Source organism: Pseudomonas protegens CHA0 (assembly GCF_000397205.1).
In the GTDB taxonomy this organism is placed as follows: Bacteria; Pseudomonadota; Gammaproteobacteria; order Pseudomonadales; family Pseudomonadaceae; genus Aquipseudomonas; species Aquipseudomonas protegens.
The window spans coordinates 4,302,256-4,324,605 of sequence record NC_021237.1; the positions used below are offsets into that span (position 1 = coordinate 4,302,256).

Consider the following 22,350-nt stretch of genomic DNA (forward strand, 5'->3'; position numbering starts at 1 on the left):
ACCCCACTAACGACTTAGCTCATCAGCTTACAAGGCGACTTCTCGACCGCTGGAACTAAGACGGCGAGTTTCGGGCAATAAAAAACCCGGCGCTTGGCCGGGTCCAGAGTTTCGTGTGCGTTTCGCGTTACTTGTGCACTATGGGAAAAGTACGCACAAAACCCCACCATGTCAATATCTTTATGCCGCTCTTTCATCATTTTCCGAGTGAATCACCTGCCAGATCGGCTGCTGAGCCTGAATATCCACTTCCTTGATCACTGCTTTCATTGATTCCCATAAGTCGAGCCAGTCACGATTCCAATGCTTAGGCTCGATAGTGACACCGAAGAACTCCTTCATCTCAGAGGCGACCCGAGCCGCCCCCCACTCTGCCGCGCCGTGAGCCTCCCCCTTGTAAGACTGCAGGGCCAGGGTTACCAAATACTGAGCCTTCACGCGCTTGGCCGATGTCAGGTCTGGCAATTGGGCCTTGGCGGTGACCAACAGCACCGCGTTCAGCAGGTGCCGCATGTTCATCGCCGGGTGGTACAGGTAGTGCCCGAACTGCTGCACCTGGAACGGCAGCGTGTCGATGGCGCGCAGTACCTTGCCGATCGTGGCCAGGTGCGCAGCACGGGCTGTGGACCGGCCAATCGGCGTGCGGCGCGTTTCGTTGATGCTGATTCGCTGCCCAGGTACAGCGAAGCGCGCGGCCTCCTCCCCCTTCTCGCTGCCCAGCGCCGGGAACTGCACCTCGCGCTTACCGATACGGCCGCCAGTCTTCACCGGTGCCGACTCGGCCCGCTCAATTGCCACAGCACTGATCGACGCATTCGATTCATGCTGAGCCTCTGTCCATACCTGCCTTGCGTTGATCAGCTTCATGCTGCAATCCCCTTCTTCATTTCTTTGATCTTTTCGCGGTAGTCGGCCTTGATGGCCTTGATCTCTTCGATGGTGTACTTGCGTGCGGGATGGGGCCCTTCCAGCCACCCCAGTTTCTCGGCGCCGATTCGCTGCAGAAGCGAAAGCCGGTAGTTCACCAAGTTGCCGGACAGGTGCGTATTACATGGGGCGCATTGCTTCCAGACGTTCAAGGGCTCGAAGCGGATTTCTGGGTTCGCGCCTACGGTGCGGTAATGGCCGGCGTGATACTGGCCGTCGTGGTGCCGCCCGCAGCTGATGCAGGGCAGATCGGCGTCGCGTAGGCGTACCCATTCATTGAACACGGCCTGGGCTTCTCGGAGGTGGTCCGCCCTACTCTTCAGCCTTGCCTTGCGGACCTTGATCTCCCGGCGCTCAACATCAGCCAGGGCTTTCCGGGCGCTTGCCTGTCCCTTCTCTGACTGCCCGTGAGCGATGGCGCACTCTATCTCCCCGCACACGGCCTGGGAGGCGCGTACGGGCGTGAACATCACCCGACAGGCCGGGCAGCGTTTACGACGTGTGCCGCCGGACGTGAGCGGGGTTTTGCGCTGCAGTGGGGTGCGCTTCATGCAAAGCTCCCAATCTGATCAGCAGCAGCCAGGGCGGCGCCTTCGGTTTCAAAGTGCGCGGACAGCACCAGGCGCCAACAGGCGTTGAAGACGTCGCGGTAAAGGGGCTCAAACTGGGTATCGTCCATGCTGGCCCAACTGATGGACTTGGCCTCTTTGCGGACGCCGTCGGGGGTACGCACCAGGTGGAAGTGGCCGGCCTCGATGGTCACCCACTCGCGAAAGGCTTCACGGGACTTGTCGACTGAGGGGAAACGCTCGGCGCGGGCCTGCTCAAGCCCGGCAATGTAGGCATCAACCGCATTCGATAGCTGCCCCGGCCTGCCGTTCTGCGCTTCGAAGAACTTGGCCAGGCCGCGAATGCCACGCATCTCCTGGCGTGGGATCAGGCCCCCGACCGGCTCCCAGTACTCCCAGGCCAGATCCAGCATCGCGAAGAACTTGCCATGGAACCGGGCGTTTCTCATCTTGGTGAACTTGCCGTGGATGACCTGGCCAGCCTTCCAGCACTGGATGGTTTCACGGTCTGCCTCTGTGGCCGGTACCAGGCCCTGGGCGGTGCGAATAAGGGCAAGCTCAGCCATGAGAAGCCCCCTTACCCATTACCGCGTCAATGGCGACTTCAAGGGCATCTCCTGAAGGAAGCATTCCCGGACCAATCGAGCCTGCGATAGCTTGATACGCAACCAAGCCGCAGCGGTCACGTAGGAAAAGATAACGCTCGGAGTTCTTTCGCTGACGCTCATTCTCAGCAATCAGGGCTTTGGAGCCTAGGGCAAGAATCCGGTGGTTTTCATCAGAACAGAACCGACGATCATTCAGAACGCGATCAATCAGCAAATTCAGTTCGGTGTAGTCAGTCATCAGAAACTCTCCCTACCGCGCTGCGATTCGCGCTTGATGTTCAATCGAGCCAGTAGTTGCGCTCGCGCAGCCGATCCGCTGCATGGGATGGCCTGAATCTCCAGCAGGCGGGCCTGGCGCTGATTGGCGAACTCTTCGGCCAATTGCACTTCGGTCTTCTGACTGTCGTGGCCGATGCCGATTGCGATGTCTTCCAGGGGCAGCCCCTGCATCAGGCGGCGAATGGTGATGTCGTAGGCCCGGTCAAACACCTCACTGGCCTTCTCCGGTATCAGGTCGCCCAGGTTGTGCATCTCGCACTGCAGAGCAGCATGGCGCACCGCAGGGTGTGACCAAGTGCGATCTCGGAAGCGGCTTGGGTGGGCGTTCACCAGAGCTTCGCGGAACGCCTTGTCGTGACTGGGGATACCCAGCATTTCCGGGGTGGGCAGGCACAGCTTGATGAACCTGCCGACGCTAGGCGCAAAGTCGGTGCCCAGGGCACGGCAACGCTCAATACCGAAGCGGATCTGCTCAAGCGTGTTGATCTCTGCGACGATGAAGGCCTTGATCCAGCTGCGTTTGGCGGCGCTCAGGGCTACGTCCGTCGGCCATGCCTGCTTCCAGGCCGGGAAGATGGCCTGCAGCTCCTTAAACAGCGCGTTTACCACTCCAGCGGTGCCGGGCGATAAGGTCTGTGGGATTACCGGAGCGGCTGGCGGCTGATAACCGGCAACTGCGGATCGCAGGTCCACGGTCGCGCCGGCAGACTTCATCAGCTGAGCAGCGCTTTGCGGCGGCTTTGGCTTATCGCTCATAGCACACCACCCAGGTCATCCGCCCAACTCAGGTCGTCGAAGTCTGGCCCATTGACCTGGCGGCGTACCGGCAGCCGGAGAACATTGCTCGCCCGGTTTTTGTCATCCTTGACCCACTTGACCAGCAGAGAAACCCACTTGGATTGGGTTTGTAGGGTTCCGGCAGTTTCGTGGTGGGCAGTGAACGGGGCCACGGCCTCCTGAGTGAACAGGTCGGTCGATACGCCGAAGTGCACGCAGTAGGTCTTCAGGAGATTGGCATCAGGCATCCAGTCCAGGGTCATCTCCACTGGAGCTTTTGGGTCGAAGGGTGTCTCCAAGCCAACTACCGAGGATTCCTCGGGCGTTGCTCCCGGCTCGACTGTCGGAATTTCCTCGCTCGCGTTGAGAGAGTGGTGTTGATCCCTTCCATTCCCTTCTACATCCCTTCCGGGGTCGAGCTCTCCGCGACCATTCGGCGACTCATCGGCGAGTCCTCCACTTCCATTCGACGACTGCTCGACGACTTCTTGCTGTTCAGTAGGCACATCATCGTCGCCAGCAGCATCACTGTCGGCGTTTGGTTCGGGAGGCTTCGGATACTTGAAGGTCCTTTTTTCAATCTTCTGGTGCTTCCAGCCATTGACGTGAAGGTATTGCTTCCCGTCCACGGTGTAGCTCCGAATTAGGCCAGATCCTTCCAGCTCACCGAGCAGCTCGCTTACTGCCTCAGAGGTGATGTCGTCACCTGGAAACACCAGGGCCTTAATGGTCCGCGGTGCCAATGGGTGGTTGCCACCGTCGTCACAGAAGTTCCATAAACCAATGAACAGCAGGCGAGCCAGGGGGCGGCTCTCCATCACCTGCTCACTCGACCAGAACTCGGGTTTGATTGTGCGGATTCTGGCCATTACGCGGCCCTCAGTGCTTTGTCATGAGTGAACAAGCCGTCCCAGGTTTTCTTCATAGGCAGCTCACCGGCCAGGTACAGGTCGTACAGGCGCACAGCGCCCTTCTTGAGCAAGACTGGTGTGAAGGAAATGAAGGCCTCTTTCCCGTGGGGAGTGACTTCGTGCTGGTGCTCGGTCATGTACTTGTCGCGAGCGTAGGAAGCCACGCGAAGGCGCAGGCCGGTCTTGCTCTCGTTGTAGAGCCAGTTCCGGCTCTCCAGGTACTTGCCCACCTGCATCACGTTGACCCCGTTGAGGCCCTTGCAGAATTGGGTGTGGGTCATACCTTCCTTGAACAGGTTTTCCAAGGAGTGGATCTTGGTGGCCTGGGCCTCGATCTGGATGGTCAACTGAAGCCGGGCCTGCTCGGCCTCAAAGGCAAGTTGGATCAGATCCATGCGGGAAAGCTCGCGTGGCTGGGCAATTGCGGCTTCCAGCTCACGCCAGCGGCGAACTACGGCCAGGCGCATCTTGGCGCTGTAGCCGGTCAGCAGCGTGTCGGTCATCTCTCGGTCGAGGTTGAAGCACGGCAGGAAGCGCCCGGTGCTGTCCTTGTACTGGGCTGAAAATTCAGCCGAGTCGATTTCAAGCTCAGCGAGCATCGAACGGATATCAGCCAGCACGTTCTTGTGCAGCTTCCCGGTCAGTTCGGCGATCTCGACAGACGACATAGTCCGCGCCACGTTTTGCGAGTTCTGAAAACGTGGCGCGGTATTGGTAGGGGTATTGCTGGAATTGGGCTGGCTCTGCATAATCGGCCTCATCAGGTGTTAATGAATCAGCCGGGGCGCAATCCCGGCTTTTTTGTGCCTGGGATTTAGGCAAGCTTCAAATTCGGTCGGTGTTTTGCGATCAGTGCTTCAGCCTTCCGGCCAAGCTCCCCCGCCCGCGCTTCAACCTGGCGGCATTGCTCGGCGAACGCCGGAAGATGCGGCAGGTCCTCTTCGCACATCACCTGGTCGTCAAATACTTCGCTGCCGGTATCGATCACGTCCCCCAGGGCACGGATCAACGCACCGAAGCTTTTGTTGGCGCATTGATCGCTCTGCATCTGGCGGGCGCCTGTCAGGCCGTGGCGACCGGCCAGCTCGTTGATGCAGTGGTCGCGATACTCTGGCTCAAGAGCATTCACCCAAGGCTCTTCCAGCCACGACGGCATTTCCTGATCACCCGAAAGCCAGCGCTGCACACGCTTCAGCCAGCGGCCGGTTGCCTTCACGAACTCCCCCACATCGTTCGTGCGCGCCAGCTCATTAAAGTCCGGGACCTTGGCCTGAATGATCTTGGCGGCGGGAACACGCAGGCAGATTTCACGACTCAGCGCTTGAGCGAAAGCGTCCTGACTCAGACTGGTACGGGCGATCTGGTTTGCGGCATGCGCCACCAGCACCTGGTCACGGGTTTGCACGTTGTGTCTTGAACTGGACGTATTCATGGAGACTGCTCTCTTCTAATCTGGACTTACTGAGGAGGTGGACGGGGCAGTCGCTCAAGCGACCATCTCGCCCCAGGGAAACGAAGGGCAAAGCTGCCCCCTCTTAACTTCGCCACCTGTAAGCGCCTCGATTTGAAGCGCCCTTGCTGCCGGAACGGGCCGATCTCCCGAACACCACTGGCTTACAGTCGGGGTTCGAACATCAAGACGGCTGGCCAGCGCTGTTTGGCTGCCCAAAATCCCGGCTGCCTTCCGAACCGCTTCTGCTGGTGTCATGGGTTTTCTCCGGTTTGTCATGCGCCAAATATAAGGCATTAGCTAATCACTAACAAGCCATTGCCTACTCGGCAACTGACTAGGCTTAATTAGGCAATGCTTACAGGAATAGAATTAGGCGCAGCCATCGAGCGAGCTCGGGTCGCCAAAGGCGTTACAAAGAAAAAGCTCGCCGAAGATTTCGGCGTGGCGGGCCCCTCTGTCCAAGGCTGGGTAAAGACGGGGCGAATCGACAAATCTAAGCTCATGGAGCTGATTGAGTATTTCTCAGATGTCGTTTCCCCTGCGCACTGGGGGCTGAGCGAGCGTATGGGGGATATTCTGAGCGTCGCTGAAGCTCCAGCCGCCTATGACTCTTCACCAAAGGCTAGCGTCAAGCTTTCCAACATCGAGACCTGGGACGACGCGACTCCCCTTCCCGACGACGAGGTCTACGTCCCCTTCCTGCGCGAAGTAGAGCTGGCAGCCGGCTCTGGCCGGTTTGTGATCGAAGAAAGCGATACCGCCAAGCTACGCTTCTTCAAGAGCGATCTGCGCCGCAACAATGTGCAGTTCAGCAATGCCAAGTGCCTGATCGTCCGCGGCAACAGCATGTTCCCCGTGCTACGCGATGGCGCCACGGTCGGCGTGAACACTGGCAAGAACTCGCTTGGCGATATCGTTGATGGCGACCTCTATGCGATCAACCACAACGGTCAGCTGCGCGTGAAGCAGGTCTATCGCCTGCCCACAGGCTTGCGCCTGCGTAGCTTCAACCGCGACGAACACCCGGATGAGGACTACACCTTCGCCGAAGCTCAGGAGCAACAAATTTCGATCCTGGGCCATGTGTTCTGGTGGGGAATGTTTGCTCGCTGACAGACAATCGAAATCCAGAAAAAACGGAATGGACTCCATGAAAAAGCTAGTAATCGCTGGATTAGTTGCTCTGATTGCAATTGCCATCTACACCCAGATAACGATTTTCATCGTGCCGCCAATAGGTGCAGTACCCGAGGGGCGCACTTTGGTAATGCTCCGCCTGAACAAGACCAATTTCGTAGACAGCCCAGACGCTATGTGCGAGCGCATCCAAGGTGGAGTGAGCTTGTTGTGTCGCGGGATGACTATGGCCGCGGTGGTTGAGAAAACCAAAATCATCGCTCGCCTCCCCTACTCGGATTGGCTTTATCTCGTTTCTACAGATGGCAAGCGGTACGAGCGATGACCCAAACCCTTACGTAATCGAGGCGGATGAGTGATGGAGCTTCTGGAGCTCATTGGCAACCTCTTCAGCGGGCTGAGCAATTACCAGTCCTATGAAAAGCCTCGCCGCGTCTTCACGCGTGGGTTTGTAGCTTTCTGTGTGATGGTTGTCGTGCTTGAGCTGATGACGTTGAGCCATTTCTATGGGCAACCTGGCTGGTGCTTGGGGCTGTGTAGAGAAATTTGAGCAATCACTTGGTTTGGTGGGGCGGGTTGTAGGCCGGCGCGGATGGGCAAGGCGCCAACGCTCTGATCAAGATCGCCCTCTCCTTCCAGGAAACAGAGGACAAGCTGGCGGGGTATGTGGAAGAGGTGAAGGTGGGGCGTACAGCGCGCTCAATATCAAAATAGGCTATGTGTAGCGATCTTAAAGCAACACCACAAGGAGGTAAGTGTTGATCCCGCAATGGAATCATCAAGGGATAATTCCCCCAATTGATGAAAATGATCCGACGGCTCTAGAGCGAGCTCCATACACGGTGACCGTTGAGCAGGTTGTTGAGCGCTTTTCTACTACTCTTGAAAGGTGCGAGATTCTTGATGGCTTTCTCTCTCACCGAGCTGAAATGCACCGTATAGGCGTTGTTTCTGGTTTTCAGTGGCTGAACGGAAGCTTTATGGAGCACGTTGAGTTATTGGAAGGGAGGGCGCCAAACGACATGGATGTTGTTACTTTTGCGGAGATTCGACCAGAGGTAGAAGCCGCCCTATCGCCAGATGAAATCAAGGCGCTAACTGACAATCCCTGGATCAAGCAAACTTACAAGGTTGACTTCTACCTTCTCCCTCTGTCGGAACCTGCTGAATTTTTAGTCGAGATGTCAGCATACTGGTACAGTATGTGGTCTCACAGAAGGTCTCAGCAGTGGAAAGGCTTTTTGAGCGTCAGGCTCGAGCCGGACCATGATGATAATGCCAGACGCCTTTTGGAGAATCGCAAGCGGGAGGTCCAGAATGAACAGAACTGAATTCACCCACGCGCAGGCTGAAATCAATTTCTTGGATCGCATGTCTCGCAAGTCTGGGCTAAGCAAGCTCGCACAACTATCGATGAACTCAAGAAAGGAGCAAGTAGAATCACGTCTGCTGGATCCTGGCCGAGGAGCATTTTCCCCAGCCAAAGCAGTAGTGACCTATCGAGGTGCTCCCGTTTGGGGTGTGCACGGTGTTGTCGCTGAGTTTGGCGCCATAGCAACTGCGAAATTCTCAGAAGCCATTGCTGCCGTAGCCGCGTCTATTGGTGGTGTTCTGAATGATTTTGGTCCTATACCGAACAAATCTCAGAATCAGATACTTATAACCGGCACTGCTATCGGCTCTTTCGGCTTTGAGTTCGAAGAAGCGCCATCACTTGATGCGCAGCTACCTCTTGAGGGAACCACCTCCGTTTCGCAAGCATTTGAGTTGGTAGCTGAGTTGCTAGAGGCCTCCACCAAGAGTGATGAGGAACTATCCGAGCCAGCCTCTAGAGTAGGAACGCGAGCGATCGCAACAATTTCGGATTATCTCGAAAAACTGATTTCCTACGAAGCGTACTGCTCGGTGGCAACTCGTGACCACCTGTTCTCGTTTACGAGTGTTGACCAAGTCAGAATTAGCAGGTCCCGTCTCAGTCCTGAAAACATTGTAGAGAAAGACGTTGAATTTTCTGGTGAGTTCTTGGGTGCCTTCCCTGCAGAAAGAAGATTTGAATTCAAGACCCAGGATGGGACGGTTATTCACGGGAGAATTGCCTCTGCCATTGAAGACCCGGCAGTTATCAATATGCATCTAAACAAAGCCTTTATCATCCAGGTAAGCGCTAGAACAGTCGGCAAGGGCAGGCCGCGATACACCATTTCCCAACTTCCTTGGTAATCAAGCCCGGCCCAGTGCCGGGCTTCTTGTATCTACCCTTCGTCGTGCCACCATTGAGCTGGCTATCCCGGCGATTGCAAATTGGCTGTGCTGAGGGATCTGCACCCCAGGTGTTGCAGGGAGCCTGCCCCGTGCGGGCTTTCTGCTTTTGCGACATCCTTTTCACCTGGCATTTACAGCGCCAGGGTCAAACTCCCCCTACTCCTTTGAAGAATTCCCTTTAGGCCCGCACATAAGCGGGCCATTTTTTTGCCCAAGAAAGCCAAGGGCTCTATTCAAGCGAAAATGCCATATGCCGATACCTAATCGAATGAATAACATTTCGAGAATAGGACGCGTATGACCGCGCTCAAAAGGATGACTTGCGGAGCGACAACAGCTCTGTTGATGGTATTTGCCACGCTTGCAGTAGCGGCGCCAAAACTTGTGGAACTAGACGAGTCTGTCTGGATATGCGAGACGTACCAGGCTGCGGTTCGGATTGATAACTACCTCATGCCCGGCGTTTTGAAGTGGGACGATGAACAAGTCCAGGACTACGCTGAAGCGAATGGCTGTAGCCGCCTGCGGGTCGGCACACGGCTGCAGGTGCTCAATGCTGACACAATCCAGCGAGGCGATGTTCAAGTGAGGCTGGAGGGCGAACAGGAAGAAGGATTCATTTCTGAATACCCCTATGTACGGGCACCATTTCAGGAAAAATTGAGGGAAGAGACAGCGGCCTGCACCACCGTAGGGGCCTGGATCGATCGAATGGGGTTGAAGTTCTATACACCACGCCCCGGTGACATAAAACCTGGGCAGCACTGCATTTCCCTTCCCGAGGGCACCATCGTATTCAAGGAACCAAAGACTAAATTTGACAGATTCTACCGAGTCTACCTCGACGATAACGAAGGCACTCAGTACTGGTTCAGAATGCAAAAGAAATAATGCCCGGCGCATGCTGATTCTTTGCCCGGGTAAAAGCTCTGGCTTCGGACTGACGCACTACCTGAATTTATAGCCCGGCCCAGCACCGGGCTTTTTGCATCAACCTTTCTCACACAATCCCGCTCCGGACCTGCTGCAAAGCCGCCCTCCCCCGCCATGAAGCCAAAGCGAAACTCGGACTGACTAGGCATCATCCCTCTGCAGGCGGTGATATCATCTCGACACCTTGATTTAGACGGAGCTTGATCAGTGTCTCTCATAAAAAAGCTTGGGGCTTTCCTGGTCCTGTTCATCATCTGTGGCTTCCTGGCAAGAGCATGGAGCGAACACAACGATTTTGAAACAACCAGCGAGAAGCTGGTCCGCCAGCTTGGCACCTCAATAGTCCTGAACCTTGGAAAGCTGAATACATCCTGCATGGCAAATGCACGAATAGACTCGGTATCCATTGATAGCGATTGGCTGCTAGCGAAAAAGGGTACAGCAACTCTTTACATCTCAGGAAAGAATGGCGCCGCAGTCGCTATCTCCTACAAGGCAGAAACCTCGAATGGGAAGGTATTTTTGCAGCCACAAGACACGTCAACAGCTCCGCTTTCTGTCATTCAATTCGGATTGAAAGGCTGCAGTTAAGAGTTTTCAGAAATACAAAGCCCGCCTAGCGCGGGCTTTTTCATGCCTAATCGAAAATAATTAGGCATTACCTATTTACATAAAATTAGCCTATGCCTAATATCACTCCCAAGCCAACGCGCCACCGGCCCAGCAGCGAAAGCCGCGCCGCTCTTTAACAACCTGCGCCATTAACGATTACCCGGCGATTCGCTGGGAGGTCAGCCCCGGCCACACCTGTGGGGCGAGAGAAAGTCAGGTGAACAAAATCGCGCTGCCACTACTGGCGACCGGCGATCCGATAGCCCCGAAAGGCTACCAACGCGCAGAACTGCGACGGCGGACGAGGTGTTGACCGAACTGGCGAATGACCCGGTAGGAGGCGCGAGCAACATGGAAAGCATCACTGAGCAGCCTTCTCGCGAGGGCTGCTTGGGATGACAACCACTTGGAAATAAATTGCATGGCCAAGTCTTTCAAGCAAATGATCAAAGACGGGGATCTGAAGCGCGCTGACGCGATGAAGGCTCGCCTGGAAGATCTACACGAAGAACCCGGCTTCAACCTTCGGGCCGAAGGTGAAGAGCTGGAGGAAAGCATCAGCGCACTGGCGGAATTCATCTTTGCCGGCGGCCAGATTCCCGCGCTTGAAGTACGACCTCGCGCTGAAGGTGGGATGTGGGTTGTCGACGGCCACCGCCGTCGCCGCGCCTACTTGAAGCTGGATCAGGCGGGGCGCCTTCCAAGAGTGCCGAGCAAGGAAGACCCAGAACGCCTGGAGGCCTGGATCTCGATCGTGCCCTTCGAGGGCAACGACGCCGAACGGGTAGCCAGGGTCATCACCAGTCAGGAAGGAAAGAAGCTCTCTCCTCTTGAGCTGGCAGACGGCTACAAGCGACTCACCGCATTTGGCTGGACGCCCGATCAGATCGCCAGGAAGGTCGGCAAGACCCGCCAGCACGTCGAGCAGGTGATGACGCTCGGAAATGCCAATACCGATGTTCTACAGCTGGTCGCTTCCGGCCAGGTGTCCGCTACAACGGCGGTGCAGGTGGTGCGCCAGCATGGCGAGGAGGCAGGCAAAGTGCTTGGTGGCGAGCTACAAAAGGCCAAGGCCACCGGCAAGTCAAAGGTAACCGCAGGATCGATGCGCGGCCCCACAACTTCCCGTCAACGGCTCGAAGCGATACGTGCAGCAGCACAGGAAATCTTCAAAGCATTGCCTGATGGCTGCCTGGATAGCTCAGGGCCAGAGATCAGCCTTCCCACAGCTCTGCTCCTCAAGCTCCAACGGGCGGTTAGCGAAGCAGCTTAGCAATTCAATTGCATCCCCCTGTTCTTCTGAACAACCAGCGCCGCGTCAGCCTGACGTTAACTGCCCGATCCTCTCTATGAGAGCGCATCGAGCAATCAACGAGCCAGATCAAACCGTACGTTTACTTTCTTGGATATCTTGGAGTGCAACCCATGCCAGGTAGAAGACACCAGCGCGGCCGCAGAACAATCCGACCGTAAAGCCTGATGCGGCACCAGCAAGGACGAGCATTTCCATAGTCGCCGAGAATTCTGGATGAACGGCTGCTTGGTAACCGATGAAGTATTTCACGGCAAAAAAGAGAAGTGAGATTCCAAGGACTTTCCATGTCCCGGGCACGATCAGATGCTTGCCCTCCTCGTCTAAGGTGAGTCCGCGTCGAGGAAATAGCGCAAATGCGGTCAAGACACCTAAAAACACTCCTGCCAACCAACAGCTCACTGTCAGCTCAACGCGATCCGCGTAGCTGAGAGAAAAGAGTGACCAGATCACCAGAATAACCGGTGTGATGATTAGGGATCGTTGGCTTTCCCGACTGGTTTTGCACGCACTAATTCCGTAGTAGCAGACCAGGAGAAATACGCCATAAACCCAGAGTGGCGTGCCTTCCAGAGCATCGAGCATTGTTCAGCGTCCGTGCCGTAATTTCGAGATTGGATGCTGGCACAGCCTCGGGAGTGTTGCCACTTTTTTCAGACACGGCGCATCGCGCCGAATTAGGTAGCCCCCCCTAAGTACGTCGACAACTTGATGCTGCAAACCCGGTCTGTCGCCAGCAGCGAGACCGGGCCATTTCCCCGATACCACCCGCATGCACTCCCCTCCGCGCCCATCGGCAACCAGCGGAGCGGATGAGTGCAGCCGAGTTTTGTTGGATCAACCAAACACTGGAGGTCGCCATGCATCACTGTACCGATACCCAAGCAGTCTGCCGTGGCTGCGGGCTGAAGCTTCGCGGCTCGCCATCGTGGAAAGGTGGCCTCGCCTATCACCCTGAGCCTAAAGGCGAGATCCACCAATGCCACTACGGCGGCTGGGTCTGCTCGCGACGCTGTGATATCCGCGCCTGCGTCGAGCTGGAAGGAACGATGCCAGGCTGCGGTGGCGTGAACGGCTATGAGCGGCTGTCCACCTACGCAAAAGAGAGCATTGATCGCCACTGGCCGGAGGCAGCATGAACACTGCAATGCAGATATGCCAGACCCGGTATGACGCCATGCTGCCTCCAGAGTCGGTTGATACCGAGGAGGCTGAGCGGATCTGGGTCGACAACGCGGCCTGTGACCTGCTGGACGGGCAAGACGTAATGTTCCAGCGCCGCATGCGCAGTACTCAGGGCGTAACGCATGACCAATTCGCGCAGGCTGTCGATGAATACGTGATGGATCATCTCTGCGAGCCCGGAATGGGCGCCACAGTGATCGGTCGTTTGATCTTGGCTGCGCACCGTAGAGACGTGTCAGAAGCCCGCAGCGCCGCATTTGAGGCGCTGGATAGCCAAGACCCTGACGAAACCCTGCGCGATATTGCACGCACCCTCCTTCGCCCTCTTGCTGCTGATGGCCTGATTGCCCAGGCCGAGGACAATGAGCTGTGAGCCCTCACATTCTCATCGACCAAGCCCTCGAAGGCGTTGCCGATCCCAGCAGCCAGCCCGACATCGATGTCCTGGTGCAGGGCCTGATCACCCGCTTCTTCACCGACGGGGCAATCACTACCGACGAATTCACCCACTACTGCAAGCGCCTGATGGAAGCCTGTCACCGGCGCAAGGAGGCAGAATGACCACTTCCCCAGTCAAGTCGCTCATCGAGGAGCAGCTGGAAGACATCACCGCCCACAACCTGCGCGATGCCTACAGCCTGGCCGAGCGCCGGGGCTTCTACGGGCCGCCAGTTGAGCAGTACGCGGAACCTGGTTACCGCGGCCGGGTGCTGCAAGTTCTGCGCTATCGCGTGGCTCAATTGGAGCGGCGGCAATGAGCGGCTCCGGCGCGCACAAGCGCGGCCAGCAGTTGGCGATCCGCTGCGCGAAACTCCGTCGCGAAGGTCTGTCTCTCTCCGAGGTCGCCCAGGCCACCGGCATCAAGAAGGAGCAGGCCAACGCCAAGATCACCTTAGGCGAGCGCCTGTTATCACTGGAGGAGTCGCCATGATCTCCGTTATCGCAATCGCCTGGTTTACCTACGTCTATCTCAGATAGATCTCCACAGCCCCCTCACCGAATTTCACAGCGCCTTTCAAGCATGGCGCGGGAGACACTCATGTCCACGAATATGCGGATCTGGGAACAGGTCGATAAGACCGACACCCGCTACACGAAGCCTGCCGAGGTCGGTGGCCAGAAGATTACCAGCCTCAGCGGTACGGCAATGATCATGAAGGCCACCGAGATTTTTGGTCCGGCCGGGATCGGTTTTGGTTGGAGTGTTCTGGAGGAGCGCTTCGACAAGGGCGCCGAGATGATCAGCGGCGAAGGCGACAAGCGCGTCAGCCTTGGCCACGAGCTGAACCACACGGTGAAGATCAAGTTCTGGTTCGATGTTGATGGCAAGCGCGGCGAGTTGGAGCAGTACGGCTGTACGCGCTACCTCTACAAGTCAAAGTACGGCACGACCACTGACGGCGAGGCGCCGAAAAAGTCGCTCACCGACGCGATCAAGAAATCACTCTCGATGCTCGGTTTCAGCGCCGACGTGTTCTTGGGGATGTTCGACGATGAGGACTACGTCAAACAGCTCAAGGACGAAGAAAAAATCGAGCAAGCCGAGGACAAGCAGGCAGAGCTGGAGCGCCAGAAGCAGGAGCGCCTGGATTACCTCAAATCGGTGATCGAAACCATGGGTGGCGCTCAGTCGGCCCAGGAGCTGAAAAAAATCCACGACGTTGCCGTCCGCAAACTCACCACACGAAAAGACACCAAGGGCGCCGAGCGCATTTCGCTGGAATGGAAGCGCCTTACAGATGCCGCAGCCAAGGAGGAAGCAGCATGACTCAGCTCTACGCTTTGACCGGTCAGATGGCCGAGCTCGTGGCCCTGGCGGATACCGACGACGAAGGATTGCGCCAGGCCATTCAGGACACCATGGATGGCATCCAGGGCGAATTCGAAGTGAAGGCCGAGAACGTCGTCATGTTGTGCCGCAACATCCAGGGCGACATCGATGCCATCAACAAGGAGGTCGATCGTCTGAATGAGCTGAAACGCGTCAGAGAGAGCACAGTCGGCAAGCTCGATGAGTATCTGCGCAGCAACATGGAGGCCGCCGACATCAAGTCGATCAAGCGCCCCCTGTTCACCATCACCCTGGCTCTGGCGCCGGAGAAGGTGATCGTCGACAAGGAAGATGACATCCCGTACGACTTCCTCGCCACGAAGACCGTGTTCTCGCCAGACAAGCGCGCCATCGCCGCCAAGCTTAAGGAAATCCGCGAGCATAACGCTGCGGTACGCAAGCGCATGGATGCCGGCGAAGACTGCGAGCACGAGCTGATTTCGGAACCATCCTGGGCCCACCTGGAGCGCGGCGAAAGCTCGATCCGGATCAAGTGAGGTAACCATGACCAACAACTACATCCTGGTCCGCTCCGAGCGCCAGGCAGAACTGGAGGCAGCTAAGGCTGCCTTCTTCATGTCAGGCAACAAGGTCCAGGTGCTGGAGTCTTTCAGGTTCCAGCCCCGCCGGCCACGCAAGGACCTGAACAGCCCGCATGGCAAACGCGTCACCCGCCCGCAACCCAAGCGCACCTACGAAGACCACTTCGTCCAGCGCAAGGCCTACGTCGACACGATCCGAGAGCTCGCCAAGACCATGACCATCGACCAGGCCATGGCCGCCACTGGGAAGTCGGAATCTGCCATGCGCCGGGCCTCCCACGAAGGCGGGTTCACGTTCAAGAGCAAGGTCGTTGATAGGGAGCGGGATTTGAAGCTCATCGAGCGCCTGTCGGCTCTTCGGGACGCTGGAGTATCACGCATCGCGGCCTGCAGGAAGGTTGGGATCTCTGACACCCTGCTGAACCGCCTGGTACTCGACTACGACTTCAACTTCCCGAAGCGCTGGGAGAAGCGAGCTTGAGGCGCTTCAGCAACCGCCCGCAACAGCGCAAACGTCAAACCTGGTCGACGATACCGGCCAGCGGCATCGAAGAGGTAGGTCATGGCCAAGACTGGAAAAGAGCGATCTGCGAAAAACGCCGCGAAGCGGATCGAGTACGACGAGAAGGAGTTGCGGCACCGGCTACGGCTGGGCACCCGGCAGAAGCTTGAAGAGCTGATGGCCTGGAACGATATCGAAGAGATCAGCGAAGCAATCCAGAACCTGATCCTCAACGCTCACGCCCTGGGCCCGACTCTTTCCTACCAGGCAATCGAAAGTCCGCGCCACAAAGTAACGGTAAGTGAAAACGTGGCGCGGATGTTTCGTAATAAGAGCCTGGCAGAATTGAAGCGGGATCCAGGAGATGAAGTTATTCACCCATAGCCAGATTTACTCTTTTACAGACCTTTCTTTGAAGTCGTCTGTAGGATTCACAATCATCGCCTGCCGAAGATGAAGAGCGTTTTCTGCGTTCTCAAACGTCATTTCCCGGCTTTTCGGATCGGCCCAAACTTGCACCAGACGATCACTTCGAAAAGCTTCTAGTGAAAGTGGATGTTTGGCAAAAGGATTATGGTATACACGAAGCCCATCTGTCACGGTTTCGCCTATTTCGCCGCCTTTAGTGACAATCCGTTTTATGCCGTCCGGAGTTTCCCAGTGAGTAGCTACCACAGATAATGGATTCCCGGATAACGCTTCGACTTTGCCCCACGTAGCTGTACTGCTAAACACAACCGCGCTTACATGACTGAATCTATCACAATCGAAAAAACCCAATTCAATCTCAGAGCCATTATCCTTTTTTATACTTCCTAAACTACGACCCTCTGGCCCGTTCGGGAATTGCTCCGGGTTAGCAAGGTATTCGTCTTCATCAACATAATAATCGAAAAGAAGAGCTTCGATTGCGCGAAAAACCTGGAGATTAAACCAAGGTTGTTCAAACGGAGCTATAGCAATTACAAAAGGTTTATCTCTCACATGCTCTAATTTAGAATATTTTTCAAGATAATGACTTGATTTATTCATAAAAGCATTTGCCAAACGAATAATCGACACTCGATTTAGCTCATTGAATTTTATTTCTCCCGGCTGAGGCGGCGTGAGGGATTTACTCCACTCCGGAACTCCATCCTGAGCTGCATTTGCAGTTGTGGCTTCTATCAAAAATTCAATGCCTTTGATCGAAACGACAAAGTCTGGAGCGTGATAATTCCAGTCAAACGTAGCACTCAATTCACGAAGCGCTGCGTGCAAATATATCTCCCAAAAGCTTGAGTTAAATGTGGTTTGAAACTCTTTTACAAATTTCCCGTCCCTATCGGGAAAGCCTTCAACCCAATTTTCTACAATTTTTCGACAATACACATTACTGGGTAAGTTCTGACTAATCCGCCGAAAATGTTGATGAAGTCGATCCTCACTCACCTGCGGGCTGAATAAATCCACAGTACGTCTCCTTTTTCCGGCTCCATGCCGGTCACCCGTAATACCCCATATCAACGCTTGCTGCCAGTAGAGAGATTAGGCGCACCGGCGGGTCATTTCCTCGATCCACCTTCGAAGTTGCCAGGCAAAAATGGCCAGCCGCCCTTTCGCTTTTTGCCTGACTTCTCCAGGGACTCGGCGACTCTCTCGCGCTCAAGCTTCTCGTAGAGCTTGGCTCGATACTCGACAGGGGTTGCCTCAAGTAACTCTGCAAGCTCCTTGAATGGGTGTTTTCGTCGATGTCGCTCTGCACGGGTCGGCCTATCCTTTTTCGACATCCTGCATCTCCTTTTCGCCGTATACGCAATTCAAACCTATCTCACTTAAACGAATCACGCCAGCCGGCGAGGATCCCCTATGTCCGCACAACAGAAGAAACACCCTTTCGATTTCAAAACCCAATACGGACTCGGCTTCAACCCTCAGGACGATGAGATCGTTGTCGACTTCTTCTGCGGTGGCGGCGGTGCCGGCACCGGTCTGGAGATGGGCCTGGGCCGCACGGTGAATGTGGCGAAGAACCATAGCCCTCAGGCAATCAGCATGCACACCGTAAATCACCCGGGCGCCAAGCACTTCACAACCGACGTGTTTGAGGGTGATCCGGATACCGAATGCGGCGGCAAGGCCGTCGGCTGGTTTCACATGTCCCCGGACTGCACGCACCACAGCCAGGCAGCCGGCGGCCAGCCACGCAAGCGCGAGATCCGCAATCTGTCGTGGATCGGTCTTAAGTGGGCAGGCATGAAGCGTCCCCGGGTAATCAGCCTGGAGAACGTGAAGCAGATCCTGCAGTGGGGCCGGCTGATCGCCAAGCGCGACAAAGCCACGGGCCGTGTGGTGAAACTCGGCGGTGACGTGGCAGCACCCGGTGAAGTTGTGCCGGTGGGCCAGCAGTTCCTGGTCCCCGACCCGAAGCAGCGTGGCCGCACCTGGCGCCGCTTCGTTGCCTTGCTGGAAGGCATGGGCTATGTCGTTGAGTGGAAGGTCATCAAGGCCTGCGACTTCGGCGCGCCGACCAGCCGAGAACGCCTGTTCATGATCGCCCGCTGCGACGGTCAGCCCATCGTGTGGCCAGAGCCAACCCATGCCAAGAACCCGGCCAAGGGCCAGAAGAGGTGGCGCACCGCCGCCGAGTGCATTGACTGGACGATCCCAAGCAAAAGCATCTTCGACCGCGCCAAGCCGCTGGCACCCGCCACCCTGCGCCGAATCGCGAAGGGCATGAAGAAGTTCGTCATTGATGCGGCTGACCCGTTCATTGTGCCGATCGCGAACTGGTCGGGGGGAAGCGTGCAATCAGCCCATGATCCGCTACGGACCGTGACGTCCTGGCCCCGTGGCGGATCGTTCGCCATGGCGAGCCCTATCATCGCCCCAGCCACGCACCAGGGCAGCGACCGGATCAACGACCCGTCCGCCCCGCTACCGACTGTGACCTGCGCAAATCGCGGCGAGCTGACGTTGATCAGTCCGGTGATGGTCACTGCTGCGCATGGCGAAGGGAAGCCTGGCGGTGTTCAACGCTGGGGCAACGGCAGCAAGTTTGCCGGTGCCCCGCTGGGGACGGTGACAGCCAGCGGCGGGCATTCAGTTGCAGCCGCTCACCTGGTGAAGTTCCGGTTCTCGGATGAAGGCAAGGCGCTCGATGAACCGCTACCAACCATCACCAGCGGCGGCAACTACCAGCGGCCAGCAGGTGCCGCACACGCAATGGGTATCTCCACGGTATTCATGGCCCAGATGAATGGCGGCTTCAACACCACGGACGCCAAGAGCATCGAGGACCCGATGACCACGGTGACAAACACCGGCAGTCAGCAGCAGCTGGTGACCGCAAACCTGGTGCACCTGCGCGGTAACTGCGATGCGCGGGATGCTGGTGATCCCCTGCACACGATCAGCGCCGGGGGCACTCACCACGGGCTGGTCACCGCCTTCATGGAGCGCCAGTTCGGCGCCAGCGTCGGCCAAGGCGTGGACGAGCCAGCACCAACCATAACAGCCGGCGGTGGCGGCAAGAGCTCGCTGGTCGAGCTGCAGCTCTCACCTGAAGTTGAAGCAGGCGCCCTGCGGGTCGCGGCATTCCTGATCAGCTACTACGGCACCGAGAACGTGAGCGGCGCCAACGAGCCGGCACCCACAGTCACCACCAAGGATCGCCTGGGCTTGGTCACCGTCACGATCAAGGGCACGCCCTATGTGATCGTCGATATCTGCCTGCGAATGCTGCAACCGGCCGAGCTTTACAAGGCTCAGGGCTTCCCCGACGACTACATCATCAGCCACGGCACAGACGGCAAGCCATTCACTAAGACCCAGCAGGTGCACATGTGCGGCAACAGCGTCAGCCCGCCGCCGATGGCTGCGCTGGCCAGGGCCAACGACCCATGGAGAATGACAGAGCGACAAGCAAAGGCCGCTTGAAGCAAGCCAAACCCCGATAGGAGTACATTTGTACTCCTCCCGCAAAAAACCTCACCCTCCCCCTTCAAGTCAGCTGCTATAGCGGCCAAGGACGAAGTCATGCCTGAAGAAAAGATTGTGTTCATCAACGGCGCTCCGGCGAAGTGCGGCTGCAAAATGAATTTCAGCTCCGGCGGTGGCGAATATTCCGACGTGCTCTACGTGATGCCCTGCGCGACGCACAGCCCCAATCGCTTCGGCCCCGTGGAGGTCCAGCGCGACAAGGATGGCTGGTGGTATCACCCAAATATTCCGAGCTTTGGCGAAGGCGAAGACCCGGCGCCCTACATCGCCTGGGTCAAGGAACAAGGGCTGGAGCTGAAAGGCTGGCACTCTGGCGACGAAGCCTACGACCTTCCAGATGAAGATGCTGCATGCACCGCCTGGAATCCCGAATCGCCAGGACCAGAGTGGTTCCTCATGGGTATCTTCGATACCGAGGATGGTCCCTATGTGCAGTGGGCGCGCCGGAGGGTGCAGCAATGATCCTCCCCGCCCTGCTCTACCTCGCATGGAACATCTACACGGGGCCAAGGCCATGACGCAAATGATCGAAGTGAAGACCGCGGAACTGATCGGGCCCGCGCTGGATTGGGCAGTTGCTCAAATCGAAGGGGTAAAGACCATCATGATGGCGCCGCGCAAAGGCGAACCGAAGAAGCCTTTCGCACTGTTCGGGTCGTTGGCCCTTAGCATCGGTGGTGAAGACCAATCGAGCTATGCCCCGTCCACCTGCTGGCATTGTGGAGGACCGCTGATAGCCGCGCATCGTTTAAGCGTCATCTACTCGGATGAAACCTGCGACCCATGCGCATGGACCGATAGCACTGCCCCATGGCATGGCAGTACTCCACTGATCGCCGCCTGCCGCGCCATCATAGCCGCCAAACTGGGCGAAGTGGTCAGCGTGCCAGCTGAACTGGCCTGAAGAGTCCGCCCGGCCCGGCATAAGCCGGCCGCTGCAGCAGCCTGACAACGAACCGGGCGAACGCTGCAAACCATAGCCACGCGCAACGCCGGCGGCGATAAGACAAACCCGAAACCAACCATCACGCCATCCGGCGAGGTATCCATGAAACTCAATGAACACGTTGAGGCCTTGGTGGCCTCCGGCGCGCTTTTCGTCGCCAATCATTCGGGCGGCAAGGACTCACAGGCCCAACTGATCAAGCTGCTGGAGGTGATACCCACCAGGCAGCTGATCGTCGCCCATGCCTGCCTGGGTGACATGGAGTGGCCCGGCGCGCTTGAGCTGGCGCGCGACCAAGCGGAAGCAGCCGACCTCCCCTTCATCGTAGCCAAGGCCAAAAAGACCCTACTGGAAATGGTCGAACGCCGTTTCGAGAGCCGGCCCGAGGTGCCGAGCTGGCCGTCCGCATCCACCAGGCAATGTACCAGCGACCTCAAGCGGGGCCCCATCCAACGCGAAGTGCGCCGGTATGCCAAGGCCAACGGATACAAGGTGGTGGTCAACTGCCTGGGCCTGCGCGCCGAAGAATCCCCGGGGCGGGCCAAGCGCAAAGAGTTCAGCCAGATGAGCATCAGTAATTCGGTGCTGACCTGGTACGAGTGGCTGGTGGTGCACGACATGAAGAGCGAAGAGGTGTTCAGCACCATTGCAGCTGCCGGCCAAACGCCCCACTACGCCTACGCCGAGGGCAACGACCGGCTCAGCTGCGTGTACTGCATGTTCGGTAGCAAGGGTGACCTGCGCAATGGTCGCCGGCATCACCCTGGCCTGCTTGCCCAGTACAACGCCATGGAAAAGAAGACCGGCTACACGATGCACATGAGCCGAATCCCACTGATCGAGCTCTCGGCCTAAAATACCCCACTCAACAATCGGAGCCTGCCGGCGATGGCGGGCGCGGATAACTATTGCCATGCCAAACCATGTGACCAACAAGGTGAGCGCTCCTGCCCACGTACTTAAGTCGCTGATAAATGAGAGCGGCAAAATCGACTTCAACACTATCCTGCCTTTCCGCGGCGAATTCCCCTGGGACGGAATCAGTGGGCAGGCGGAGACCGCTGCGCAGGCAATCACTGCCATGCCGCTAAACGACGATCCTTTGATTGCAGGGTTTGAACGGCGTAACCGCGCCGAAGCCAACGTATTGCAAATGAGCGAGGAATGCTTCGAGCAGTTCATCCAGATGCTGCGCAACAAGCGATCGTCTGGGCACTTCCACTCGCTGGACTTCGCCCGCGATGTCTGGGGCACAAAATGGAACGCTTACGCCCAGGTGATCGACCTTGATACAGGCGAGCTTTCATTCGATACCGCTTGGTCATGCCCTCTCCCGGTCCTGATGGAGCTTTCAAAGCTCCACCCAGATGATGAAATCACCGTTCGCTATGCAGACGAAGACCTCGGAAGTAACTGCGGAACCGTGAAGTTCAAGGCTGGGGAAACTGTCTCGTCGGAGGTTGCCGGGCGCTGGGACGGAATGAGCGATGAGCAGCGTCAACAGTGGACTGCCTGGGCACGTGACCTGAAGGGCTGGCCAGAAGACGAAGAAGACGAGTAATCGATCACCACCATCTGCCGCC

The 22,350-nt window shown here is 57.2% G+C and carries 33 protein-coding genes; 21 read left to right on the forward strand and 12 right to left on the reverse strand.

What is annotated here, in order from left to right:
- Positions 1-180: 180 nt before the first annotated feature.
- From PFLCHA0_RS19065 to PFLCHA0_RS31300, 9 genes are all read right to left on the reverse strand, one after another.
- Positions 181-867 carry a hypothetical protein gene (locus PFLCHA0_RS19065; RefSeq protein ID WP_015636181.1) on the reverse strand — a complete coding sequence of 229 codons (687 nt, stop codon included), beginning with the start codon at positions 865-867 and terminating at the stop codon, positions 181-183.
- Entirely contained in the window at positions 864-1,478 is a 615-nt protein-coding gene (locus PFLCHA0_RS19070) for a recombination protein NinG (RefSeq protein WP_015636182.1), read from the reverse strand. The genes PFLCHA0_RS19065 and PFLCHA0_RS19070 overlap by 4 nt, the downstream gene beginning before the upstream one ends.
- Positions 1,475-2,062, reverse strand: coding sequence for a DUF1367 family protein (locus PFLCHA0_RS19075; protein WP_015636183.1), 588 nt, complete (start codon positions 2,060-2,062; stop codon positions 1,475-1,477). Before PFLCHA0_RS19075 ends, PFLCHA0_RS19070 begins: the two co-directional genes overlap by 4 nt.
- A complete protein-coding gene (locus PFLCHA0_RS19080) occupies positions 2,055-2,342 on the reverse strand; it encodes a hypothetical protein (RefSeq protein WP_051167113.1) in 288 nt (95 codons plus the stop codon). Before PFLCHA0_RS19080 ends, PFLCHA0_RS19075 begins: the two co-directional genes overlap by 8 nt.
- Positions 2,342-3,139, reverse strand: a complete 798-nt coding sequence (locus tag PFLCHA0_RS19085; RefSeq protein ID WP_015636184.1) for a replication protein P — start codon at positions 3,137-3,139, stop codon at positions 2,342-2,344. The genes PFLCHA0_RS19080 and PFLCHA0_RS19085 overlap by 1 nt, the downstream gene beginning before the upstream one ends.
- On the reverse strand, positions 3,136-4,029 hold the full coding sequence (locus PFLCHA0_RS19090; RefSeq protein ID WP_015636185.1) for a DnaT-like ssDNA-binding domain-containing protein: 894 nt from the start codon (positions 4,027-4,029) through the stop codon (positions 3,136-3,138). Before PFLCHA0_RS19090 ends, PFLCHA0_RS19085 begins: the two co-directional genes overlap by 4 nt.
- Positions 4,029-4,820 carry a Rha family transcriptional regulator gene (locus PFLCHA0_RS19095; RefSeq protein ID WP_015636186.1) on the reverse strand — a complete coding sequence of 264 codons (792 nt, stop codon included), beginning with the start codon at positions 4,818-4,820 and terminating at the stop codon, positions 4,029-4,031. Before PFLCHA0_RS19095 ends, PFLCHA0_RS19090 begins: the two co-directional genes overlap by 1 nt.
- Before the next feature lie 65 nt (positions 4,821-4,885).
- Positions 4,886-5,503, reverse strand: coding sequence for a hypothetical protein (locus PFLCHA0_RS19100; protein ID WP_015636187.1), 618 nt, complete (start codon positions 5,501-5,503; stop codon positions 4,886-4,888).
- Positions 5,504-5,557: 54 nt separating this feature from the next.
- Positions 5,558-5,818 carry a transcriptional regulator gene (locus PFLCHA0_RS31300; RefSeq protein ID WP_324608107.1) on the reverse strand — a complete coding sequence of 87 codons (261 nt, stop codon included), beginning with the start codon at positions 5,816-5,818 and terminating at the stop codon, positions 5,558-5,560.
- A 57-nt stretch (positions 5,819-5,875) separates the two neighbouring features.
- Between PFLCHA0_RS31300 and PFLCHA0_RS19105 the strand changes: the two genes are divergently transcribed.
- The 7 genes from PFLCHA0_RS19105 (at position 5,876) to PFLCHA0_RS19135 (ending at position 11,741) form a co-directional block, all read left to right on the forward strand.
- Complete coding sequence (locus tag PFLCHA0_RS19105) at positions 5,876-6,637, forward strand: LexA family transcriptional regulator (RefSeq protein ID WP_015636188.1); 762 nt, start codon at positions 5,876-5,878, stop codon at positions 6,635-6,637.
- Positions 6,638-6,674: 37 nt separating this feature from the next.
- Entirely contained in the window at positions 6,675-6,986 is a 312-nt protein-coding gene (locus PFLCHA0_RS19110) for a hypothetical protein (protein ID WP_041752767.1), read from the forward strand.
- 430 nt (positions 6,987-7,416) lie between these two features.
- Positions 7,417-7,992: a DUF6932 family protein gene (locus PFLCHA0_RS19120; RefSeq protein WP_230493566.1), complete on the forward strand. Its 576-nt coding sequence runs from the start codon at positions 7,417-7,419 to the stop codon at positions 7,990-7,992.
- On the forward strand, positions 7,979-8,881 hold the full coding sequence (locus PFLCHA0_RS19125; RefSeq protein ID WP_041752381.1) for a hypothetical protein: 903 nt from the start codon (positions 7,979-7,981) through the stop codon (positions 8,879-8,881). Before PFLCHA0_RS19120 ends, PFLCHA0_RS19125 begins: the two co-directional genes overlap by 14 nt.
- A 339-nt stretch (positions 8,882-9,220) precedes the next feature.
- Positions 9,221-9,814, forward strand: a complete 594-nt coding sequence (locus tag PFLCHA0_RS19130; RefSeq protein WP_041752383.1) for a hypothetical protein — start codon at positions 9,221-9,223, stop codon at positions 9,812-9,814.
- 249 nt (positions 9,815-10,063) lie between these two features.
- Positions 10,064-10,447 (forward strand): hypothetical protein, encoded by a 384-nt coding sequence (locus PFLCHA0_RS31735; RefSeq protein ID WP_134532613.1) that lies wholly within the window; start codon positions 10,064-10,066, stop codon positions 10,445-10,447.
- A 442-nt stretch (positions 10,448-10,889) separates the two neighbouring features.
- Positions 10,890-11,741: a ParB/RepB/Spo0J family partition protein gene (locus tag PFLCHA0_RS19135; RefSeq protein ID WP_015636190.1), complete on the forward strand. Its 852-nt coding sequence runs from the start codon at positions 10,890-10,892 to the stop codon at positions 11,739-11,741.
- 108 nt (positions 11,742-11,849) lie between these two features.
- On the opposite strand, the gene PFLCHA0_RS19140 is transcribed toward PFLCHA0_RS19135, so the two are convergent.
- Positions 11,850-12,365 carry a hypothetical protein gene (locus PFLCHA0_RS19140; RefSeq protein ID WP_041752384.1) on the reverse strand — a complete coding sequence of 172 codons (516 nt, stop codon included), beginning with the start codon at positions 12,363-12,365 and terminating at the stop codon, positions 11,850-11,852.
- A gap of 275 nt (positions 12,366-12,640) precedes the next feature.
- Between PFLCHA0_RS19140 and PFLCHA0_RS31740 the strand changes: the two genes are divergently transcribed.
- The 9 genes from PFLCHA0_RS31740 (at position 12,641) to PFLCHA0_RS19175 (ending at position 16,224) form a co-directional block, all read left to right on the forward strand.
- The gene (locus PFLCHA0_RS31740) at positions 12,641-12,919 is read left to right on the forward strand and encodes a hypothetical protein (RefSeq protein WP_134532617.1); all 279 of its coding nucleotides are present in this window, start codon (positions 12,641-12,643) and stop codon (positions 12,917-12,919) included.
- Complete coding sequence (locus tag PFLCHA0_RS19145) at positions 12,916-13,338, forward strand: hypothetical protein (RefSeq protein WP_041752385.1); 423 nt, start codon at positions 12,916-12,918, stop codon at positions 13,336-13,338. Before PFLCHA0_RS31740 ends, PFLCHA0_RS19145 begins: the two co-directional genes overlap by 4 nt.
- Positions 13,335-13,526, forward strand: a complete 192-nt coding sequence (locus tag PFLCHA0_RS19150) for a hypothetical protein (protein WP_015636192.1) — start codon at positions 13,335-13,337, stop codon at positions 13,524-13,526. Before PFLCHA0_RS19145 ends, PFLCHA0_RS19150 begins: the two co-directional genes overlap by 4 nt.
- Positions 13,523-13,723 (forward strand): hypothetical protein, encoded by a 201-nt coding sequence (locus PFLCHA0_RS19155; protein WP_015636193.1) that lies wholly within the window; start codon positions 13,523-13,525, stop codon positions 13,721-13,723. Before PFLCHA0_RS19150 ends, PFLCHA0_RS19155 begins: the two co-directional genes overlap by 4 nt.
- Positions 13,720-13,896, forward strand: coding sequence for a hypothetical protein (locus tag PFLCHA0_RS31865; protein WP_015636194.1), 177 nt, complete (start codon positions 13,720-13,722; stop codon positions 13,894-13,896). The genes PFLCHA0_RS19155 and PFLCHA0_RS31865 overlap by 4 nt, the downstream gene beginning before the upstream one ends.
- Positions 13,897-14,004: 108 nt before the next feature.
- Entirely contained in the window at positions 14,005-14,733 is a 729-nt protein-coding gene (locus PFLCHA0_RS19160) for a hypothetical protein (protein WP_015636195.1), read from the forward strand.
- Positions 14,730-15,293, forward strand: coding sequence for a siphovirus Gp157 family protein (locus tag PFLCHA0_RS19165; RefSeq protein ID WP_015636196.1), 564 nt, complete (start codon positions 14,730-14,732; stop codon positions 15,291-15,293). Before PFLCHA0_RS19160 ends, PFLCHA0_RS19165 begins: the two co-directional genes overlap by 4 nt.
- Before the next feature lie 7 nt (positions 15,294-15,300).
- Positions 15,301-15,819: a hypothetical protein gene (locus tag PFLCHA0_RS19170; protein WP_015636197.1), complete on the forward strand. Its 519-nt coding sequence runs from the start codon at positions 15,301-15,303 to the stop codon at positions 15,817-15,819.
- Positions 15,820-15,900: 81 nt separating this feature from the next.
- A complete protein-coding gene (locus PFLCHA0_RS19175; RefSeq protein WP_015636198.1) occupies positions 15,901-16,224 on the forward strand; it encodes a hypothetical protein in 324 nt (107 codons plus the stop codon).
- Between the two features lie 6 nt (positions 16,225-16,230).
- On the opposite strand, the gene PFLCHA0_RS31305 is transcribed toward PFLCHA0_RS19175, so the two are convergent.
- Together PFLCHA0_RS31305 and PFLCHA0_RS19180 are read right to left on the reverse strand one after the other, a co-directional pair.
- A complete protein-coding gene (locus PFLCHA0_RS31305; protein ID WP_015636199.1) occupies positions 16,231-17,292 on the reverse strand; it encodes a hypothetical protein in 1,062 nt (353 codons plus the stop codon).
- A gap of 92 nt (positions 17,293-17,384) precedes the next feature.
- On the reverse strand, positions 17,385-17,609 hold the full coding sequence (locus tag PFLCHA0_RS19180) for a hypothetical protein (protein WP_041752386.1): 225 nt from the start codon (positions 17,607-17,609) through the stop codon (positions 17,385-17,387).
- Positions 17,610-17,688: 79 nt separating this feature from the next.
- On the opposite strand from PFLCHA0_RS19180, the gene PFLCHA0_RS19185 reads away from it, so the two are divergent.
- From PFLCHA0_RS19185 to PFLCHA0_RS19205, 5 genes are all read left to right on the forward strand, one after another.
- Positions 17,689-19,758, forward strand: coding sequence for a DNA cytosine methyltransferase (locus tag PFLCHA0_RS19185; protein ID WP_015636200.1), 2,070 nt, complete (start codon positions 17,689-17,691; stop codon positions 19,756-19,758).
- 99 nt (positions 19,759-19,857) lie between these two features.
- On the forward strand, positions 19,858-20,283 hold the full coding sequence (locus tag PFLCHA0_RS19190) for a hypothetical protein (RefSeq protein ID WP_015636201.1): 426 nt from the start codon (positions 19,858-19,860) through the stop codon (positions 20,281-20,283).
- Positions 20,284-20,335: 52 nt separating this feature from the next.
- Positions 20,336-20,725, forward strand: a complete 390-nt coding sequence (locus PFLCHA0_RS19195) for a phage protein NinX family protein (protein WP_230493567.1) — start codon at positions 20,336-20,338, stop codon at positions 20,723-20,725.
- 144 nt (positions 20,726-20,869) lie between these two features.
- Positions 20,870-21,622 (forward strand): phosphoadenosine phosphosulfate reductase domain-containing protein, encoded by a 753-nt coding sequence (locus tag PFLCHA0_RS19200; RefSeq protein ID WP_015636203.1) that lies wholly within the window; start codon positions 20,870-20,872, stop codon positions 21,620-21,622.
- Positions 21,623-21,680: 58 nt separating this feature from the next.
- Complete coding sequence (locus tag PFLCHA0_RS19205; RefSeq protein WP_015636204.1) at positions 21,681-22,328, forward strand: DUF1281 family ferredoxin-like fold protein; 648 nt, start codon at positions 21,681-21,683, stop codon at positions 22,326-22,328.
- Positions 22,329-22,350 lie beyond the last annotated feature (22 nt).

What these genes read in the sequence shown, in the direction of transcription:
- PFLCHA0_RS19145 (WP_041752385.1), top strand. Translation starts at nt 12,916, where the DNA reads ATGAACACTGCAATGCAGATATGCCAGACCCGGTATGACGCCATGCTG.
- PFLCHA0_RS19140 (WP_041752384.1), bottom strand. Translation starts at nt 12,365, where the DNA reads ATGCTCGATGCTCTGGAAGGCACGCCACTCTGGGTTTATGGCGTATTT.
- PFLCHA0_RS19130 (WP_041752383.1), top strand. Translation starts at nt 9,221, where the DNA reads ATGACCGCGCTCAAAAGGATGACTTGCGGAGCGACAACAGCTCTGTTG.
- PFLCHA0_RS19085 (WP_015636184.1), bottom strand. Translation starts at nt 3,139, where the DNA reads ATGAGCGATAAGCCAAAGCCGCCGCAAAGCGCTGCTCAGCTGATGAAG.
- PFLCHA0_RS19095 (WP_015636186.1), bottom strand. Translation starts at nt 4,820, where the DNA reads ATGCAGAGCCAGCCCAATTCCAGCAATACCCCTACCAATACCGCGCCA.
- PFLCHA0_RS19185 (WP_015636200.1), top strand. Translation starts at nt 17,689, where the DNA reads ATGTCCGCACAACAGAAGAAACACCCTTTCGATTTCAAAACCCAATAC.
- PFLCHA0_RS19135 (WP_015636190.1), top strand. Translation starts at nt 10,890, where the DNA reads ATGGCCAAGTCTTTCAAGCAAATGATCAAAGACGGGGATCTGAAGCGC.
- PFLCHA0_RS31740 (WP_134532617.1), top strand. Translation starts at nt 12,641, where the DNA reads ATGCATCACTGTACCGATACCCAAGCAGTCTGCCGTGGCTGCGGGCTG.
- PFLCHA0_RS19155 (WP_015636193.1), top strand. Translation starts at nt 13,523, where the DNA reads ATGACCACTTCCCCAGTCAAGTCGCTCATCGAGGAGCAGCTGGAAGAC.
- PFLCHA0_RS19180 (WP_041752386.1), bottom strand. Translation starts at nt 17,609, where the DNA reads ATGTCGAAAAAGGATAGGCCGACCCGTGCAGAGCGACATCGACGAAAA.
- PFLCHA0_RS19080 (WP_051167113.1), bottom strand. Translation starts at nt 2,342, where the DNA reads ATGACTGACTACACCGAACTGAATTTGCTGATTGATCGCGTTCTGAAT.
- PFLCHA0_RS19070 (WP_015636182.1), bottom strand. Translation starts at nt 1,478, where the DNA reads ATGAAGCGCACCCCACTGCAGCGCAAAACCCCGCTCACGTCCGGCGGC.
- PFLCHA0_RS19200 (WP_015636203.1), top strand. Translation starts at nt 20,870, where the DNA reads ATGAAACTCAATGAACACGTTGAGGCCTTGGTGGCCTCCGGCGCGCTT.
- PFLCHA0_RS19110 (WP_041752767.1), top strand. Translation starts at nt 6,675, where the DNA reads ATGAAAAAGCTAGTAATCGCTGGATTAGTTGCTCTGATTGCAATTGCC.
- PFLCHA0_RS19105 (WP_015636188.1), top strand. Translation starts at nt 5,876, where the DNA reads ATGCTTACAGGAATAGAATTAGGCGCAGCCATCGAGCGAGCTCGGGTC.
- PFLCHA0_RS19090 (WP_015636185.1), bottom strand. Translation starts at nt 4,029, where the DNA reads ATGGCCAGAATCCGCACAATCAAACCCGAGTTCTGGTCGAGTGAGCAG.
- PFLCHA0_RS19175 (WP_015636198.1), top strand. Translation starts at nt 15,901, where the DNA reads ATGGCCAAGACTGGAAAAGAGCGATCTGCGAAAAACGCCGCGAAGCGG.
- PFLCHA0_RS19065 (WP_015636181.1), bottom strand. Translation starts at nt 867, where the DNA reads ATGAAGCTGATCAACGCAAGGCAGGTATGGACAGAGGCTCAGCATGAA.
- PFLCHA0_RS19170 (WP_015636197.1), top strand. Translation starts at nt 15,301, where the DNA reads ATGACCAACAACTACATCCTGGTCCGCTCCGAGCGCCAGGCAGAACTG.
- PFLCHA0_RS31300 (WP_324608107.1), bottom strand. Translation starts at nt 5,818, where the DNA reads ATGCCTTATATTTGGCGCATGACAAACCGGAGAAAACCCATGACACCA.
- PFLCHA0_RS19205 (WP_015636204.1), top strand. Translation starts at nt 21,681, where the DNA reads ATGCCAAACCATGTGACCAACAAGGTGAGCGCTCCTGCCCACGTACTT.
- PFLCHA0_RS31865 (WP_015636194.1), top strand. Translation starts at nt 13,720, where the DNA reads ATGAGCGGCTCCGGCGCGCACAAGCGCGGCCAGCAGTTGGCGATCCGC.
- PFLCHA0_RS19100 (WP_015636187.1), bottom strand. Translation starts at nt 5,503, where the DNA reads ATGAATACGTCCAGTTCAAGACACAACGTGCAAACCCGTGACCAGGTG.
- PFLCHA0_RS19160 (WP_015636195.1), top strand. Translation starts at nt 14,005, where the DNA reads ATGTCCACGAATATGCGGATCTGGGAACAGGTCGATAAGACCGACACC.
- PFLCHA0_RS19165 (WP_015636196.1), top strand. Translation starts at nt 14,730, where the DNA reads ATGACTCAGCTCTACGCTTTGACCGGTCAGATGGCCGAGCTCGTGGCC.
- PFLCHA0_RS19195 (WP_230493567.1), top strand. Translation starts at nt 20,336, where the DNA reads ATGACGCAAATGATCGAAGTGAAGACCGCGGAACTGATCGGGCCCGCG.
- PFLCHA0_RS19190 (WP_015636201.1), top strand. Translation starts at nt 19,858, where the DNA reads ATGCCTGAAGAAAAGATTGTGTTCATCAACGGCGCTCCGGCGAAGTGC.
- PFLCHA0_RS19075 (WP_015636183.1), bottom strand. Translation starts at nt 2,062, where the DNA reads ATGGCTGAGCTTGCCCTTATTCGCACCGCCCAGGGCCTGGTACCGGCC.
- PFLCHA0_RS19125 (WP_041752381.1), top strand. Translation starts at nt 7,979, where the DNA reads ATGAACAGAACTGAATTCACCCACGCGCAGGCTGAAATCAATTTCTTG.